This is a genomic window from Rhizobium sp. WSM1274 (assembly GCF_025200775.1).
Taxonomy (GTDB): domain Bacteria; phylum Pseudomonadota; class Alphaproteobacteria; order Rhizobiales; family Rhizobiaceae; genus Rhizobium; species Rhizobium leguminosarum_I.
On the sequence record NZ_CP104139.1, the window covers coordinates 1,124,526 to 1,139,861 of the forward strand.

15 protein-coding genes and 1 pseudogene are annotated in these 15,336 nt (G+C 60.1%); 6 read left to right on the forward strand and 10 right to left on the reverse strand.

What is annotated here, in order from left to right:
- The first annotated feature begins 74 nt into the window (after positions 1 to 74).
- Complete coding sequence (locus N2600_RS29550) at positions 75 to 1,325, forward strand: DUF763 domain-containing protein (protein WP_260299105.1); 1,251 nt, start codon at positions 75 to 77, stop codon at positions 1,323 to 1,325.
- Between the two features lie 83 nt (positions 1,326 to 1,408).
- Here N2600_RS29550 and N2600_RS29555 read toward each other — a convergent pair whose 3' ends face one another.
- Together N2600_RS29555 and N2600_RS29560 are read right to left on the reverse strand one after the other, a co-directional pair.
- Entirely contained in the window at positions 1,409 to 2,326 is a 918-nt protein-coding gene (locus N2600_RS29555) for a DMT family transporter (RefSeq protein WP_260299106.1), read from the reverse strand.
- 246 nt (positions 2,327 to 2,572) lie between these two features.
- Positions 2,573 to 3,274: an SDR family oxidoreductase gene (locus N2600_RS29560; protein ID WP_260299107.1), complete on the reverse strand. Its 702-nt coding sequence runs from the start codon at positions 3,272 to 3,274 to the stop codon at positions 2,573 to 2,575.
- Positions 3,275 to 3,383: 109 nt separating this feature from the next.
- Here N2600_RS29560 and N2600_RS29565 point away from each other — a divergent pair, with 109 nt between their 5' ends.
- Positions 3,384 to 4,322 carry an AraC family transcriptional regulator gene (locus tag N2600_RS29565; RefSeq protein WP_017967413.1) on the forward strand — a complete coding sequence of 313 codons (939 nt, stop codon included), beginning with the start codon at positions 3,384 to 3,386 and terminating at the stop codon, positions 4,320 to 4,322.
- A 205-nt stretch (positions 4,323 to 4,527) separates the two neighbouring features.
- Here N2600_RS29565 and N2600_RS29570 read toward each other — a convergent pair.
- A pseudogene (locus N2600_RS29570) lies at positions 4,528 to 5,450 on the reverse strand (LysR family transcriptional regulator).
- A 104-nt stretch (positions 5,451 to 5,554) separates the two neighbouring features.
- Between N2600_RS29570 and N2600_RS29575 the strand changes: the two are divergent.
- Positions 5,555 to 6,580 (forward strand): YeiH family protein, encoded by a 1,026-nt coding sequence (locus tag N2600_RS29575; RefSeq protein ID WP_260299108.1) that lies wholly within the window; start codon positions 5,555 to 5,557, stop codon positions 6,578 to 6,580.
- Positions 6,581 to 6,699: 119 nt separating this feature from the next.
- Positions 6,700 to 6,885 carry a hypothetical protein gene (locus tag N2600_RS29580; RefSeq protein ID WP_017967410.1) on the forward strand — a complete coding sequence of 62 codons (186 nt, stop codon included), beginning with the start codon at positions 6,700 to 6,702 and terminating at the stop codon, positions 6,883 to 6,885.
- Between the two features lie 193 nt (positions 6,886 to 7,078).
- On the opposite strand, the gene N2600_RS29585 is transcribed toward N2600_RS29580, so the two are convergent.
- Together N2600_RS29585 and N2600_RS29590 are read right to left on the reverse strand one after the other, a co-directional pair.
- On the reverse strand, positions 7,079 to 7,282 hold the full coding sequence (locus tag N2600_RS29585) for a cold-shock protein (protein ID WP_017967409.1): 204 nt from the start codon (positions 7,280 to 7,282) through the stop codon (positions 7,079 to 7,081).
- Positions 7,283 to 7,394: 112 nt separating this feature from the next.
- Positions 7,395 to 7,940, reverse strand: coding sequence for a hypothetical protein (locus tag N2600_RS29590; RefSeq protein WP_246726484.1), 546 nt, complete (start codon positions 7,938 to 7,940; stop codon positions 7,395 to 7,397).
- A gap of 310 nt (positions 7,941 to 8,250) precedes the next feature.
- Between N2600_RS29590 and N2600_RS29595 the strand changes: the two genes are divergently transcribed.
- Complete coding sequence (locus tag N2600_RS29595) at positions 8,251 to 9,345, forward strand: hypothetical protein (RefSeq protein WP_170279675.1); 1,095 nt, start codon at positions 8,251 to 8,253, stop codon at positions 9,343 to 9,345.
- 289 nt (positions 9,346 to 9,634) lie between these two features.
- Positions 9,635 to 10,081: a GNAT family N-acetyltransferase gene (locus tag N2600_RS29600; RefSeq protein WP_170279676.1), complete on the forward strand. Its 447-nt coding sequence runs from the start codon at positions 9,635 to 9,637 to the stop codon at positions 10,079 to 10,081.
- Positions 10,082 to 10,095: 14 nt separating this feature from the next.
- On the opposite strand, the gene N2600_RS29605 is transcribed toward N2600_RS29600, so the two are convergent.
- From N2600_RS29605 to N2600_RS29625, 5 genes are read right to left on the reverse strand one after another with little or no spacing between them, the layout of a single operon-like run.
- The gene (locus N2600_RS29605) at positions 10,096 to 10,839 is read right to left on the reverse strand and encodes an ABC transporter ATP-binding protein (protein ID WP_170279677.1); all 744 of its coding nucleotides are present in this window, start codon (positions 10,837 to 10,839) and stop codon (positions 10,096 to 10,098) included.
- Positions 10,836 to 11,690, reverse strand: coding sequence for an ABC transporter ATP-binding protein (locus N2600_RS29610; RefSeq protein ID WP_170279678.1), 855 nt, complete (start codon positions 11,688 to 11,690; stop codon positions 10,836 to 10,838). Before N2600_RS29610 ends, N2600_RS29605 begins: the two co-directional genes overlap by 4 nt.
- Positions 11,687 to 12,622: an ABC transporter permease gene (locus N2600_RS29615; RefSeq protein ID WP_260299109.1), complete on the reverse strand. Its 936-nt coding sequence runs from the start codon at positions 12,620 to 12,622 to the stop codon at positions 11,687 to 11,689. Before N2600_RS29615 ends, N2600_RS29610 begins: the two co-directional genes overlap by 4 nt.
- 4 nt (positions 12,623 to 12,626) lie before the next feature.
- A complete protein-coding gene (locus N2600_RS29620) occupies positions 12,627 to 13,724 on the reverse strand; it encodes an ABC transporter permease (protein ID WP_170279680.1) in 1,098 nt (365 codons plus the stop codon).
- A 6-nt stretch (positions 13,725 to 13,730) separates the two neighbouring features.
- Complete coding sequence (locus N2600_RS29625) at positions 13,731 to 15,317, reverse strand: ABC transporter substrate-binding protein (RefSeq protein ID WP_260299110.1); 1,587 nt, start codon at positions 15,315 to 15,317, stop codon at positions 13,731 to 13,733.
- Positions 15,318 to 15,336: the final 19 nt, after the last annotated feature.

Here is a 15,336-nt window from a genome sequence, read left to right on the forward strand (position 1 = left end):
TCACCGGGTTCCCGATCGCAGGACGCGGCTGTTGCAATGGTCGGCGGCCCGCCATAGAGGATTGACACAGCGAAATGTCACAACGAGCAGGCAGCGCCGATCTTCCCCTTCACGGAGGACGCGTGCCGCATTGGCTAGGCGACCGGATGACGCGGCTCGGGACGCTGATCACCGAGGCGGTCGTCCATCACTATGGCCGCGACGAATTCCTGCGCAGGCTGGCGCATCCCTTCTGGTTCCAGTCCTTCGGCGCGGTCATGGGCATGGACTGGCATTCCTCCGGCATCACGACCAGCGTTCTCGGCGCGCTGAAACGCGGGCTGAAGCCGCGTGCCGGCGAGCTCGGCCTGCATGTTTGCGGCGGCCGCGGCGCGCATTCGCGCAAGACGCCGCTGGAGCTCGTCTCGATTGGCGAGCGTGTCGGTCTCGACGGCGAGGGGCTTGCGACCACGAGCCGTCTTATAGCCAAGGTCGACAGCGCCGCCCTTCAGGACGGGTTCGATCTTTATCTGCACGGGTTCATCGTCGCCGATGACGGCCATTGGGTGGTCGTGCAGCAGGGCATGAACGGCGACAAGCGGCAGGCCCGGCGCTATCACTGGTTGTCCGAAGGCTTGGAGAGCTTCGTGGATTCGCCGCATGCGGCAATCGAGGGAAGGAGCCAGGGTGAAATCGTCAATCTTGCCGACCGGCGAGCGGAACGCTCGCGACGCGGTCAGCTCGATCTGCTGGCGACCCTCGGTCCCGACCGGATCATCCGCGAGGCCGCTGCCTTGCTGCGTGCCGAAGAGGCGGCGCCCGAACCTGCGGCACAGCCGATGCTGCCGCACCTGATCATGCCTGCCCATCACGATGTCCGCGAGAGCGACGTCAACATGCGGCGGCTGCATGGAAACCTGGCTGCCGCTGCCGACCGCGGCCCGGCGGATTTCGAAGAGCTGCTACTCGTTCCAGGCGTGGGCGCCCGCACGGTGGAGGCGTTGGCGATGGTGGCGGAAGTCGTCCACGGCGCGCCATTCCGTTTTTCCGATCCGGCGCGCTTCTCGATCGCCCATGGCGGCAAGGATCGCCATCCTTTTCCGGTCCCGCTCAAGGTTTATGATGAGACGATCGCCGTGATGAAAACGGCGGTGCAGAAGGGCAGGCTCGGACGCGAGGAGGAGTTGCAGGCGCTCAAGCGCCTGGACGACCAATCCAGGCAGATGGAACGCTATGTGACGGGTCCAGACCTCAAGGAAATCATCGCCGGCGAATTCCGCCAATCCGCCGATTTCGGCGGTCGGAGCGTCTTCGGCTGGGAGGAGCCGCCCGCGGATGAGAGCTAAAACATCTCCGTCTTTCCGAGTGACGAAAATGCCCTAGCCCTTTATAAAACCGCTTCGCGCCTTTGCTGCGATTGCACCAGTTCTCAATGACCGTCGGGCGGGACGGCTTCGGCCGGAACCATCTCTTTCAAATTCTTCCGATGGAAGATGAAGAGCCCCGCAACGACGATGATTGCGGCACCGACGATGATCTGCGTATCGGGAATATCATTGAAGAAGAGGTAGCCGAGGACAATCGCCCAGAGCAGCAGCGTATATTGCAGCGGCGCGAGCAGCGATGCCGGTGCGAGCTTCAGCGAGCGGGTGATGAGCAGATGCGCGCAGGAGGCGACGACGCCGAGCAGCAGCATGCCGGACCAATCGATGAGCGCCGCCGGCTGCCAATGACCGATGCTCAGGACGATGCCGGTGACGAGCGCCGCGACCGTCTGCCATGTCACGAGCGTCGTGTCGCTGGTCGAGCGCAGATAGCGGCTCATCACCAGCGACAGCGCAAAGGCAAGACTGCCGGCAAGCCCGAAGAGCGATGGAAGCGACAGCATCGCCGTGGACGGACGCAGCGCGATGACGACGCCTGCGAAGCCGGTCAGAACGGCGAGCCAACGGCGCCAGCCGATCTTTTCTCCGAGAAAGAAATGCGAGAGCGCCGCAACGTAGATCGGCCCGGCCATATAGAAGGTCATCACATCTGCGAGCGGCAGATAGGCGACGGCAGCGTAGAACAAGGCGACATCGACAGTCGCCATGAAGACCCGGATGAACTGGAGGCCCTTCTGCTCGACGCGGAACAACGCCATCGGCCCTTGCCGGAGGATCATTGGTCCGAGCACGATGAAGGCGCCGACCGAGCGGATCACCAGCACTTGGCCGACGGCAAAGCTGGCGACCAGCCACTTGCCCATTGCATCGTTCAGCGCAAAGAGCAGATCGCCGAGCAGCATCAGCACGACGCCTGTTATGATCAGGTTTCCGGCATCGGCTAAGCCAGTCTTGGTCGTCATCTCTCGCATCCTCGCAAAAACGGCCGCGCATGCGCGGCCGAGTGCGGCTTCTGCCTTAACACTGCCGATGTCAATGGTCAGTTTGAAGCGGCTGTACTCGAATTTGCCATAGGCGAATGGCGAGCGACCGTTCTCGTTCACGTTGACCGACAGCTTACCTGTCTGATCGAGGCGCCGTGACGTACAGTCGTGGAATCAGCGATTAAATTGGGCGCACCGCCGCCCGCCCCAAATATTAAGTCAGGCTCACCAAGGCAGCGTGCCCTTGTCATTGATGAAGGCACCCGTCTGGCCGTCGTTCGCGACTGCAAGCTGGACGATGATCTCAGCCGCCTGCTCGACCGTCCGATAGCCTGTATTGCCGTTAAAATCGGTCTTCGTGTATCCGGGATCCGCGCTGTTGACCCTGATGCCGAACGACGCGAGGGCCTTGGAAAACGATACGGTCACTGCGTTGAGGGCGGTCTTCGAGCTGTTGTAGCCCAGGCTGTTCACACCAAAGAATTCGCTCTCCGGGTCTGTCAGGGCGCCAAGCGAACCGAGTTCGCTGCTGACGTTGACGACATTGGCGGAACTCGCTGCTTTGAGCAGAGGCAGGAAAGCTTGCGTAATTCGGATTGGCCCGAATACGTTGATCTCGTAGACCTGACGGATGTCGTCTACGGTCTGATCTGCCGGGTCGATGAATGCTCCGGGTATGCCCGCATTGTTGACCAGTGCGTCGAGCTTGCCGTCTTCCTGTCTGACACGATCCGCGGCTGCCTTCACACTTGCGTCGTCCTCGACGGCAATTTCAAGGAAGCGCACATCGTGACCCTGAGCTCGCAGAGTTTCCGCCGCACTCTCACCGCGCCCCGCATCGCGGGCACCAAGCCAAACACGATAACCCATTCCCCCGAGCCGTCGAGCGGTTTCAAATCCGATGCTTTTGTTGGCGCCGGTGATCAATGCATTCTTCGAGTAGGCGCTTTTCCGGCCGCGTGCCAAATTCTACTGAACTCTTGCCTAATCCTGCCGAAAGACTTGCGCGCGTTGGAGGAGGGTGCAATTTAACAGCATGGACAATGTGGGCGAAGAACTAAGGTCCCTGATCGAGAGGCACTCGCGTGGCGGTCGTACGACGACCGCCATTCCACGCGTCGGTTTGCTAAGAGCAGAACGCACGACTGAGCCGACGGCAGGCATGACGGAGCTTGTCATATGCTTGGTGTTACAAGGCGCCAAGGCAATCACTTGCGGCGAGAACGTATTACACCATGGAGCGGGCAGCTACTTCGTGGCCTCGGTCGAGGTTCCTGTCTTTGGCAGAATATCCGAAGCGAGCCTTCAGAAGCCATTTCTTGGCGTCGGGTTCAGCTTTGATGCCAGTAACATCGCCGATCTTCTGATTGAGATGCCTGATGTGCACGATCCGGAATTCTTGTGTGGCCTGGGCGTGAGCCCGACCGATACTCAGCTCGAGGAAGCGTTTCTACGTATGATGCGACTTCTCGATAGGCCAAACGAAATTTCCGTCATGGCACCAATGATTGAGCGGGAAATCCTGTTCCGCCTATTGCGGGGACCGCAGGGAGCGAAGCTGCGGCAGATCGCACAGATCGACGGCCGCCAGTCTCAGGTCAGGCGGGCGCTCGCCTGGATTCGCGAAAACTTCACGGAATCTTTCAAGGTCGAAGATCTGGCGCGGATGACCGGAATGAGTGCTTCGGTGTTCCACCGTCATTTCAAGGCGGCAACGACCATGACGCCCATTCAGTATCAGAAGCGGTTCCGTCTCCACGAGGCACGCCGTCTGTTGCTCGAGACTCGGGGCGACGCCGCCCGTGTCGCTTTCGCCGTCGGCTATGAAAGCGCCTCCCAATTTAGCCGGGAATACGGGCGGCTGTTCGGACTTCCGCCCGCCCGCGACGCAAGCCGGCTTCGCGCGAAGCCTATTGCGGTGGTGACGTCGGACGCATCAGACGATGCGGTGACAAGTTTTGGACGCGCAATTTAGCGAGCCTGGTGACAGAAGCCCGCTCGCTGATCAAGGAGCACCGATGCCAGCAAGTGGGCATCCCCATGCTGAAAATGTCACGACATCGTCGTGCGTGGCGACCACCAAAATGCCATGAAGCAGGCCAAACCTTCCCGGGGGGTGGAAGAGTACCGCTGACGCGCCCTGAGCAGCAACGACAAAGACCGTCGGCGGCTTGGATCAGCTAGAGCGCCCAATCATCCCAATTTTGGACTTCGGCAGCTTTGTCCTCTCGGCAAATCGTTTCCAGCGCCAGCGAGGCACGACTGGCGTGCCTTTGTTTATGCCGCAGAATTGCAAATTGGCGGGACGGCAGGGGGAAGCGCGCCTTGACCAGCAGACCTTGGGTCAAGAGCGGCGCGGCCACGGCTCCCGAAGCGATTGTGGCGCAGAGACCTTCTCTTGCTGCCGATATGACCGCCTCGTTCGACGGCAGTTGAAGCGCGACAGCCAGATCTCCAGGGTCTATGCCGAGATTGGAAATCGTCGCCTCGAAGGCCGACCGGGTTCCGGACCCTTTTTCCCGCATGACCCATTTCGTGCCCGAAACCAACTCTGCCGGAGCAATTGGTTTGCCACGCGCCCAGGGATGGCGCGGACCGACGACGACAAGCAGCTCGTCCTCGGCAAGCGGCTGAACATGCAGCGCCGGCTCATCAACGCTGCCTTCGACGAACCCGACTTCGGCCAATCCATCGAGGACTGCTTTTGCGGCGGTGGTCGTGTTGCCAATCATCAGCTTCAGGTCAATGCCTGGGTAGCGAATCTTGAAACGCATCAGCATCGCCGGTAGCCAGTAGCTGGCGATCGTCTGGCTCGCAAAACCACCAGTTCACCCTTTTGCAAGCCGCCGAGATCGGACAGCATGAGCGCTGCCGCCTTTGCGCGTGCCAGCGTCGCTCTTGCCTCCCCCAGAAACACCCGTCCCTCATATGTCAGTTCTATGCGGCGTCCGACGCGGTGGAAAAGCTCGACGCCATAGGAGGTCTCGAGATTGCGGATAGCCGAGCTGACGGCCGAGGGCGTCAGCCCGATCGCAAAGGCGGCATTGGTCAGATGCTCGCGTTCCGCAACCGCAACAAAAATGGAAAGCTGTTCAAACGTCATTGATCTAAATCGTTCGATTTTGTCGAATGAACTTTTGCTATACTATTCAATGGAAGGCGACAATCGAGTGTGGGAAAATTACGGTCCTCTGCAAGGTCTTGCCGATGATCGTTTCCGCCTCCCGTTCCCTGTCGCTTCCTGCCGTCCTCCCGGGACTCGTCCTGTGTGCGGCGGTCACGCTCTCTGCCTATCTCGTTGAACAGCTGCAGATGATGGTTTCCGGCTCGCATTTGATCGAGAACCTCGTGCTCGCCATTTTGATCGGCATTGCCGTGCGCTCCTCGGTCTGCCTGCCGCAGACCTTCATTCCCGGCATCCAATTCGCCGCCAAGACCTTGCTCGAGATTGCGGTCGTGTTGCTCGGCGCCTCGCTCAGCACGGCTGCCATCAGTCAGGCTGGACTGCCGCTGGTCGGCGGAATTGCCGTTCTGGTTGCTCTGTCTTTGGCCGGCAGCTTTGCTATCGGCCGGCTCTTCGGGCTGTCGGCCAGCCTGGCGACATTGGTTGCTTGCGGCAATTCGATCTGCGGCAATTCTGCAATTGCCGCTGCAGCACCGGTAATCGGCGCCAAACCGGACGACTTTGCGGCCTCGATAGCCTTTACCGCAGTGCTCGGCATCGGCGCGGTTCTGACGCTGCCTCTGCTTCACCTGCTTTTTGGTCTCAGCGCCGTACAATATGGCGTTTTCGCAGGACTGACGGCCTATGCCGTTCCGCAGGTCCTGGCGGCCACGGCCTCTGCCGGGGCCGTTAGCACTCAGGTGGGCACGCTCGTCAAACTGATCCGCGTGATGATGCTCGGACCCGTCATCCTCGTGCTCAGCGCAGTTCATGGCCGCGGTCCTGGCGGTTCGCCAGTCAAGCTCCGCCATGCTCTTCCGTGGTTCATCCTCGGTTTTGCTGCCATGGCGACGCTTCGTTCGCTCGACGCAATCCCGGCGCCGCTGCTGCCCGGGATGGCGGCTGTCTCCGCCGCCTTCACCGTCACCGCGATGGCCGCTTTAGGCCTCTCGGTCGATGTCAGGTCGGTCGCGCATACCGGCGGTCGTGTCCTCGCCGCGGCAACGCTGTCGCTGTTGGCGTTGGGGGCTCTCGGGCTTTGCCTGATTGGGCTGCTGAATATCGTCTGATCGATCATCTTTCAATATGATACCCCGCAAGCAATCTTGCGCATCCCGTCAATGAATTTGTCGAGAGTATCTTCCGTCCCGACCGAGCCACAAAAAGGTTGAGCTTGATTGCCGTATCGATGATCATGACCACCGCGCTGGAACCGTCTAGCGCCGATGCCGAGATCGCCGCCGACGCCACGGTTCACGACGCCTTGGCGCTCATCCTCTCCGGTGAGATGCCGGGACTGCATGTCAGAGCCGCCGATGGGACGCTTGCGGGATATTTGTCTCGTGACACCTTATTGCGTGCCAATCGGCTGTAGAGCAACTCCGGCATATTGCGGAGCGGTCTTGCGCCCGGAACTGCGCAGAACAAAAAGATAGAGCGTTTTCGTGACACGGGGACAGGCGAAAACGCTCCGGCTGGAGTCGTTTGCGGAAGAGGGCGACATCGCAGGTCGCCATGACGACGAGCCCAACCTGCTCAACGCAGGCTGGGCCATCTTCGGTTTTCGATCAGATGGTCGAGACGTTCTCAGCCTTCGATTTTCCGGTCTTGCGATCCTGTCCGATTTCGAAGCTGACCTTGTCGCCTTCGCGGAGCGACCCGCCGCTTTGCAGCGCAGACACGTGAACAAAAACGTCCTGCCCGCCACCCTCAGGGGTGATGAAGCCGAAGCCCTTGTCGTCATTGAAGAATTTAACGGTACCTGTCGGCATGAGATAACTATTTCCTTGTGTCGTTCAGCGATTTGCGAAGGCGAAACTATAGCTTCGGGGCTTCTCTATCAACCCTTTAGCACACTGGCGGCTTTTTGAACGCAAAAAGATATCAGCTCCGACGTAGCTCAATGCGGCTCGTAACAACCGATCGACCTGTCGCGGGGTCGGTATCGACGGTTGTGAGGCGCATGCCCGATGCCCCGGTTTTTTCGATCGTCATCTGCGCAAGTCGATCGCCATTGACTTCTTTCGCCCATCTGATCGCGAGGCTTATGGCATTGCCAGCGCGTTTTCCGCCAAGACCCGCAGTGCCAGTGCCCGCGCCCACGTAGGAGCCGGTGTAGGTGTCACCGCTAGCCTTGAGGTTAGCGCTGATGACACGGGAAAAAAGCACGAGACTGGTGCAGCGCCCATTGAGTGCGAGGGAGCTTGCATTCGCGTCTGACTTGAAACGGCAAGTGACTGTCATGGTGGGGGCATTTGTCCGCACTTTCACCGTACCCTTACCGCTCCAATTTCCCGCCAGTGTTTTCAGGAACGCGGATTCGTCGGCCTTGGCGTCGCCGGCCACGACTATCGACGCCGTCGCAACGGCGATGGCGCACGCAAGGACCTTCATCAGCTGAGTAACTTTCGGACCGCGTAACATCTGCATAACGACGCTCGGCTGATCGGGAGGGTCTGATATAACCGCTTTGCGGTGAATTGGTTCCGTATGGGAAGCATTCGACCACGTTCGCAGCCATCACCATCTTAATTCATGTGTCTCGCAGCGCCGAGGAGACGAGTCGTCGACATTCGAGAGCAACTCGCTCGCCACAGCGTGCAGGTTTTCAACAGATCAAGATACCAATGCTACCTTCGGACCCTAAGAGGGATTGCCGATCGCCCACCTGAGGCTTTAGATCGATTTTACACAATCAGATTGTGGAAGCCAGCGCTGTCACACGAGGAGTTCGACGCCATTGCCTTCGCTTGTTCTTCCTAGTCGCCCGATCTCGTTGGCGCGCAACGTCATCTCCACGCCGAACGCTTATTTCTGGTCAACGCCCATCATCCTGGCACTCGCCATCTTTCTATTCGTCTCGCAAGCACCAGGCGTGTTCCGCGATTTCCAGATCAGCCAGAACCCCGTGACGCTCGAAAATGGGGACGTGCAGAACGGGCGATGCACGACACGCAGGGCAGTCTTTACCGATTGCGAGGCACGCCTGGTCTACAGCTACGGTGGACGAGACTACGATACCGAAGTCGAGGTCATGTTCGTCGATTTCCATACCGGCGACTATGAAACGGATCTGGTGATTTCAGCCGATCACCCGGAACTTGCGACGATGAGCCTGGGTTTGGACATGCTCTGGAACCGGATCGTCACGCTTGCAGTGTTCGCCGTCCTGCTTGGCGGCATGGGCCTGGGGATGATTTTTTTCTCTATGCGCATTTGGCGGGTTAAGGGCCAATTGCTCCGGCCTGCCATGCTGACCCCTGTTCCGGTCGAGATCACCGCATTCGACCGCAAACGCGGCGTCCTTTCGATTACCTACAACGACAAGATTGCCAACGACAAAACCGGGCGATCCGCTTACACGCGCATGAAGAGTGGAGAGGAGCCTCTGATCGTCGGTGAAGCCAAGGGCAAGGCGATCGGACTGGCAGTCAGGCACGGCAATACAGCCCTGCCGGTGCTTCTCGACGATCGCCTGCAGCGTGTGGAGCTTACGGACGATGAGCGCACCGCAGCTCTTGCGCCCTTTGCGTATCAGCAAGAAAGCGATCGCGATGCGCCGGTTTTGATTGAAGAACAAAAAAAGACGGTGTCGATCTGGAAGCGGCTGCAGCTTTTCTTCGGTGTGTTGCTTCTGATCGTCGTCGGTGTGGTCGGCTTCTGGCTTTGGTACGTCACGACCTCACCGACAGCATTCCAATCGCCTGGCATGGACATCAACAATCTCATGCCGGCGCCATTGAATGAGTGGGGATGCGAGCAGCTCAAGAAGCGGTTTGGACAGGAACGCGCGCCGTTCGGTTGCGTCGCCGACGATTATACGAGCTGGAAATAGAGGTTGGATGCGCTGTTTTATCGCGTTGCCCGGTCTGCCATGAACCAGGATGCTCGATCTGCCCAGCATTCACCGGACGGTTCTGAATCGGGTGCGTTAACTGGCATCCGCCTCGAGTTTGCCGAAAAGAAGTGATGCTGTCTGCTCTCGACGAGTTCCCTCCAGCCCCGCCCGCGATCTTTGCTCTTTAGGAAAAAGTTCGGCGAAAAACCTGCGGATGCAGGCAACTCACCATTGCGAAACCAACAGCCTTCGGCGAATGTCACCTGACGTGGCGTGAGGCGAGTTTATGTCATTTCGGATCGAGCGTCTGGTTGAAAAACACATTAGCGGTGCGGCCGTCGTATTGGTAAATGCCTATGCCCTGCCTCCGTGGAATGAGAGCTGGTCCCTTGAAGCGGCTGCAGAAAATGTGACCTATGTGCTTGAAACTCCAAGGTCAATTGCACTTGCGGCAGTTGACGGAAGCAAGGTGCTCGGCATTGCGCTCGGGATACGACAGCGGCGCCATACCGGCCCGGTCATTTATCTGGACGAGCTTTCAGTGCAGCCCGATGCACAGGGTAAGGGAATTGGGACCGCTCTACTTTCTGCAATGTTCGAAACAGCCACAGCTGAAGGATGTAGCAGCTTGTGGCTGATCTCGAAGCGAGGAGGGGCGCTGTCGGAGTTCTATCAGCGTTGCGAATTTGCGATGATAGGCGACCTTGGCCTGTACTCTAGATCGAGCGAATAAGGCCAGATTGGGAATTACGCCTTTCCATACATCCGGCTCGCCCGCAGCAGGCGTTGCGAATAAGGATGTTCGACCGCACCTCTTCGCAAGGCACCGACATCGACCTGTTCGACGATCTCGCCCGCTTCCATGATGGCGACGCGGCTGCACATGTGCGAGACGACGGCGAGATCATGGCTGACGAGCAGATAGGTCAGGCCGCGATTGGTTCGCAGATCCTGGAGGAGATTGAGGATTTCGGCCTGAACGGACACATCGAGCGCCGATGTCGGTTCGTCGAGAAGCAGAACGTCCGGATCCAGCGTCAAGGCACGGGCGATCGCCACGCGCTGCCGCTGGCCCCCAGACAGCTGGTGCGGAAATCTGTAGCTCAGCGCCGGGTCAAGGCCGACCGATCTCAGGACGGCGTTCATGTCGACGGAATTCGTATCCAGGCCCTGGTTGCGCAGCGGTTCCTTCAGCTGCGAGCGGATGGTCTTGCGGGGATGGAGCGATCCATAAGGGTCCTGGAACACCATCTGCACCCGGCGAAAGAACGGCCGGCTGCGCTGTCGGTCCAGCGTCTCTCCGTGGAGCTCGATCCGGCCGTCATAATTGGCGTTGAGGCCGGAAAGCGCCCTCAGGACAGTGGACTTTCCGCAGCCGGATTCGCCGACCAGGCCGAAAGCAGTTCCCTTTTCGATGGCGAAGCTTACGTCTCGGACGACAGGCCGCTGCCCGGGTCCGAAACGGACCGTAAGATTGTCGATTTTAATCACCGCGGCGGCTCCAATGCGAATTCTTCAAGCCAGGCCGGATCTCGTTTCAGGATCGGTAGCCGGGCAGGTGGATCTTCGATCGTCGGCAATGATGCCAGCAACCCTTGCGTATAGGGATGTCTGGCCCTGTCGAGATCGCGCGCTTCGAGCACTTCAACGACCCGCCCCGCATACATGATGAGGACGCGATCACAGAAATTCCGGATGAGATTGAGATCGTGACTGATGAAGATCAGCCCAAGATTGCGGCGCAAGACGAGCTCGTCGAGCAGAGCCAGGATCTCGAGCCTCACCGTCACATCGAGTGCTGATGTCGGTTCGTCGGCGATCAGCACTTCTGGTTCGGCAATCAACATCATGGCGATCATCGCCCGCTGGCCCATCCCGCCCGAGATTTCGTGCGGATAAAGGCGGGCCACACGCTCCGGATCGCGGATCTGAACGGCCTCGAGCATATCGAGAGCCTGCTGCCAGGTCTTTGCCCTGCTCGTCCTCGGATGATGGAAGCGGTAGGTCTCGGCAATCTGTTCGCCGATCCGCATGACGGGATTGAGCGAATATTTCGGATCCTGCAGGATCAGGCCGATCCGCCGTCCCCTGATCGTCATCATCGTTTTTTCATTCGCCTTGAGCAGGTCGACGTCGCAAAAGCGCATCCGCTCGGCATTGACGATCGCGGTCGGTGGCAGCAGCTTCATGATCGCGCGGCCAACGGTCGACTTTCCCGATCCGGATTCACCGACGATCCCGAGCTTTTCCTGTCCAAGCGAAAAGCTGACGCCGCGAACGGCTCGCACCTGTCCGCCGCCGAAGGCGATTTCGAGGTTCTGAATATCGATCAGGTCAGTCATTCCGAACCTCGGGGATCGAGAACATCGCGAAGCGCATCGCCGACAAGGTTGAAGGCGAGGCTGACCAGCGCAATGGCAATACCGGGTGCCGCGATGACCCAGGGGCTGTCGAGCATGAATTCACGTCCGCTGGCGGCCATCGAACCCCATTCCGGCCATGGCGGCTGCGCGCCGAGGCCGAGGAAGCCGAGGCCGGCGGCGGTGATGATGATGCCGGCCATATTGAGGGTGACGCGGACGATCACCGAGGGAATGCACATCGGCAGGATGTGACGGGTGATGATCGCAATTGATGTCGCGCCCTGCAGGCGTACGGCGGCGATGTAGTCCGCCTTGCGGAGGCTGAGCGTCTCGGCGCGTGCAAGACGCGCGATCGGCGGCCAGGCCGTCAGCGAAATCGCGATGATCGCATTTGTGATGCCTGGACCGAGCGCTGCGGCAAAACCCAGCGCCAGCACGAGACCGGGGAAGGAGAGAAAAATATCGGTGATGCGCATCAGGATTTCATCGACGATGCCGCCGAAATAGCCTGAGACAGTGCCGATCAGCAGGCCGAGCGGTGCGACGATGACCGTGACAAGCATGATGATGTAGAGCGTGGTGCGAGCGCCATAGATCACCCGGGAGAAGACGTCACGGCCGAAATTGTCGGTGCCGAGCCAATGGCGGGCGGATGGCGGAGCAAGCCGCCCGGCCATGTCCTGAACGATCGGATCATAACTCGTCAGCAGGGGCGCCGCCGTCGCCACGACGATCAGCACGACAATGATGGCAAGTCCGGCAAGTCCAAGCGGGTGCAGGCTGAATTTCCGCCAGCCCTGATGAATTTGCTGCGCGGATGACTGGAACCAGCCTCGCGGTTCCGGCGCGAGCAGCCAGTTGCGAAGGCCGCCAGTGTTAGCGCTGTCCGCGTGCTCAGAGGAGATCGTCATGGCGTCACCGTGTCCTCGGATCAAGAATGCGATAAAGGAAGTCCGACAGGATGTTGATCGTCAGGAAGACGGCACCAATCGTCAGGACGGAACCCATGACCACGTTCATGTCGTTCATCTGCAGCCCCCGGGTCAGGTATTGGCCGAGCCCCGGCCACCCGAAGACGGTCTCGATGAGCACCGCGCCTTCGAGCAGCCCGCCGAAGGTCAGCGCCATGATCGTCAGGAGCTGTACGCGGATGTTCTTGAATGCATGGCGCCAGACCACCTTGCGGGTGCCGAGCCCCTTGGCCCGGGCGGTGATGATGTATTCCTGGCTGAGCTGCTCCAGCATGAAGCTCCGCGACATGCGGCTGATATAGGCGACGGAATAGTAGCCGAGGATTGCCGCCGGCAGGATGATGTGGCCAAGGGCGTTGTAAAACACGTCCCATTGGCCCTGAATCGCCGCGTCGATCAGGAGGAAGCCCGTCATCGGCGTGACGAGGCCTTCATAGAAGACATCGATCCGGCCCGAGGCCCCGACGAGCTTCAGCTTCGCATAAAAGACGAAGAGCGCCATCAGTCCGGTCCAGAAAATCGGGATGGAGTGGCCGGCAAGGGCGACGATCCGCGCGATGTGGTCGATAATGGTCCCGCGCCTGACCGCAGCAGTGATCCCTAAAGGAATGCCGACGATCGCCCCGATGATCATGGCGATGATCGCAAGTTCGATCGTCGCGGGAAAGATCGTCATCAGATCGGTGAGGATCGGCTGGCCCGTCGTCGCCGACATGCCGAGATCGCCTGTGGCGATCTTGCCGACGTAGGAGAGGAACTGCATCCAGATCGGCTGCCCAAGACCCAGCTCGTTGTAGACGCGATCGTAAACCTCCTTGCTGACCTCCGCCCCGGTGACGGCGAGCACCGGGTCGGCGGGCAGCAGGCGACCCATCGAGAAGGTCAGGAAGAGCAGGCCTAGCAGCGTCGTCACGACGGCTATGACGCGTCCCGCCAGGCGCCGCAGCAGGCTCAGTGCCGGGTGCGGGGTCGCCTCGGCGAACCCGCCTTCCGTAGAACCACGGCTGCTCTCCCGCTTCGATGTCAGATCGGCGCTCGCCACGGCATTCTACTCCTTGGTCACGTCATGCCAGCGCGTCGACCATGTCGTATGCCCGTGATAGCCCTTGACGTTGGCGCGCATGACATAGGGGTCGGTTCGTTGGAAGAAGATGACCAGCGGCGAAGCCATGCCGGCATAGATGCCATCCATCTTCTTGAAGATGTCGGTGCGCTTTTCCGTGTCGCGCTCCTTCATCGACTGGTCGATGAGCGTGTTGAGCTCGTCCACCTTCATGCCCGTGCGCCAGAGGTAATAGCTGCCGAGGCGCGCCTCGTCGCTATTGTCGGGGTTGAAGGCATATTGCGTGGCGACCGCGAAGGGATCGGGCAGGCGGGCGCCGGAATTGCCGAGCAGCACTTCGAATTTGCGCTCGCGGAAGGCGGGCGTGAACTCGCCGGGCACGAGATCGAGATCGATGCCGGCGGCGCGGGCACTCGCCTGCAGCGCTTCGGCAAAGGGCAGGGTCGGGGCTCCCGACGGATTGAGCACCTTCTTCAGGCCGTTGGGATATCCGGCCTCCGCCAGCAACTGTTTGGCCTTGGCGGGATCGTAATCGTAGTGCGAGGCAGATTCCTCAGGGGCGCCGATCATGCCGCGCGGGATCATCGACTGCCAGGGAAAGCCCGTATAGCGCATTATGTTGCCGGAGATCGCTTTCCAATCGAAGGCATGCTGGAAGGCCTCGCGAACCTTCGGCTTCTGCAGATCCGGGTCCTTCTGGTTGAGGGCGATGTAGTAGAAGCCGAGACCAGGGACATTCTCGATGACCATGTCCTTCTTGCTGGCGAGCGCATCGAGGTCGCCGCTTGCCACATACTGCCCGACATCGACGTCGCCGGCTTCGAGTTGAAGCCGGAGATTGCCGGATTCCGGGATATGACGAGCGACGACGCGCGCCATGGCCGGCTTGCCGTCCCAATATTTCGGCTGCGCATTGAAGATCGCGACATCGTTCGGCCGCCACTGGGCCAGACTAAATGGGCCGCTGCCGGCGGAATTGGCGGATAACCAGGCACCGCCGAAATCGCCGTTCGCCTCGTGCGACAGCACCGTCTTTTTGTCGACGATGCCGATCGACGAGCCCGCCAGCGAATAGAGCACCAGATCGGTATTGACCGACTGCGGCAGCTCGATCTCGAGCGTGTGTTCGTCTTTTGCGCGAACGAGCTTTTCGACGTTTTCAGGCGTGAAGCCCCACAGCGCGATGTCGGTGGAGCCGACCTGTCCCATCTTGATGACGCGCTGGATCGACCAGGCTGCATCCTCGGCGGTCACCTTGTTGCCGCTCTGGAAGACCGCATCGTCGCGTAGTGTCAAGGTGATGATCTTGCCGTCCGCCGAGACGCTCCATTGCGTCGCGAGCATCGGCTTCAGCGTTTTAAGATCGTCCGGCGACAGCTGCACGAGGTTGTCGTAGAGGTTAGAGATCAGCTCGGATACCGTGCGGGCATTGTTCTGGGCCGGATCGAGCGTCCTTATGCCGGTGAGATTGGTGCCGATCACCAGCATGTTGGGCGGCGACGCCGCGAAGCTGGGCTGCGCCGTCGTCAGGGCGCCGGCAATTGCGATCGTTGTCAGTACTTGTCTCAGCATCTCAAGACCTCCCAATCCT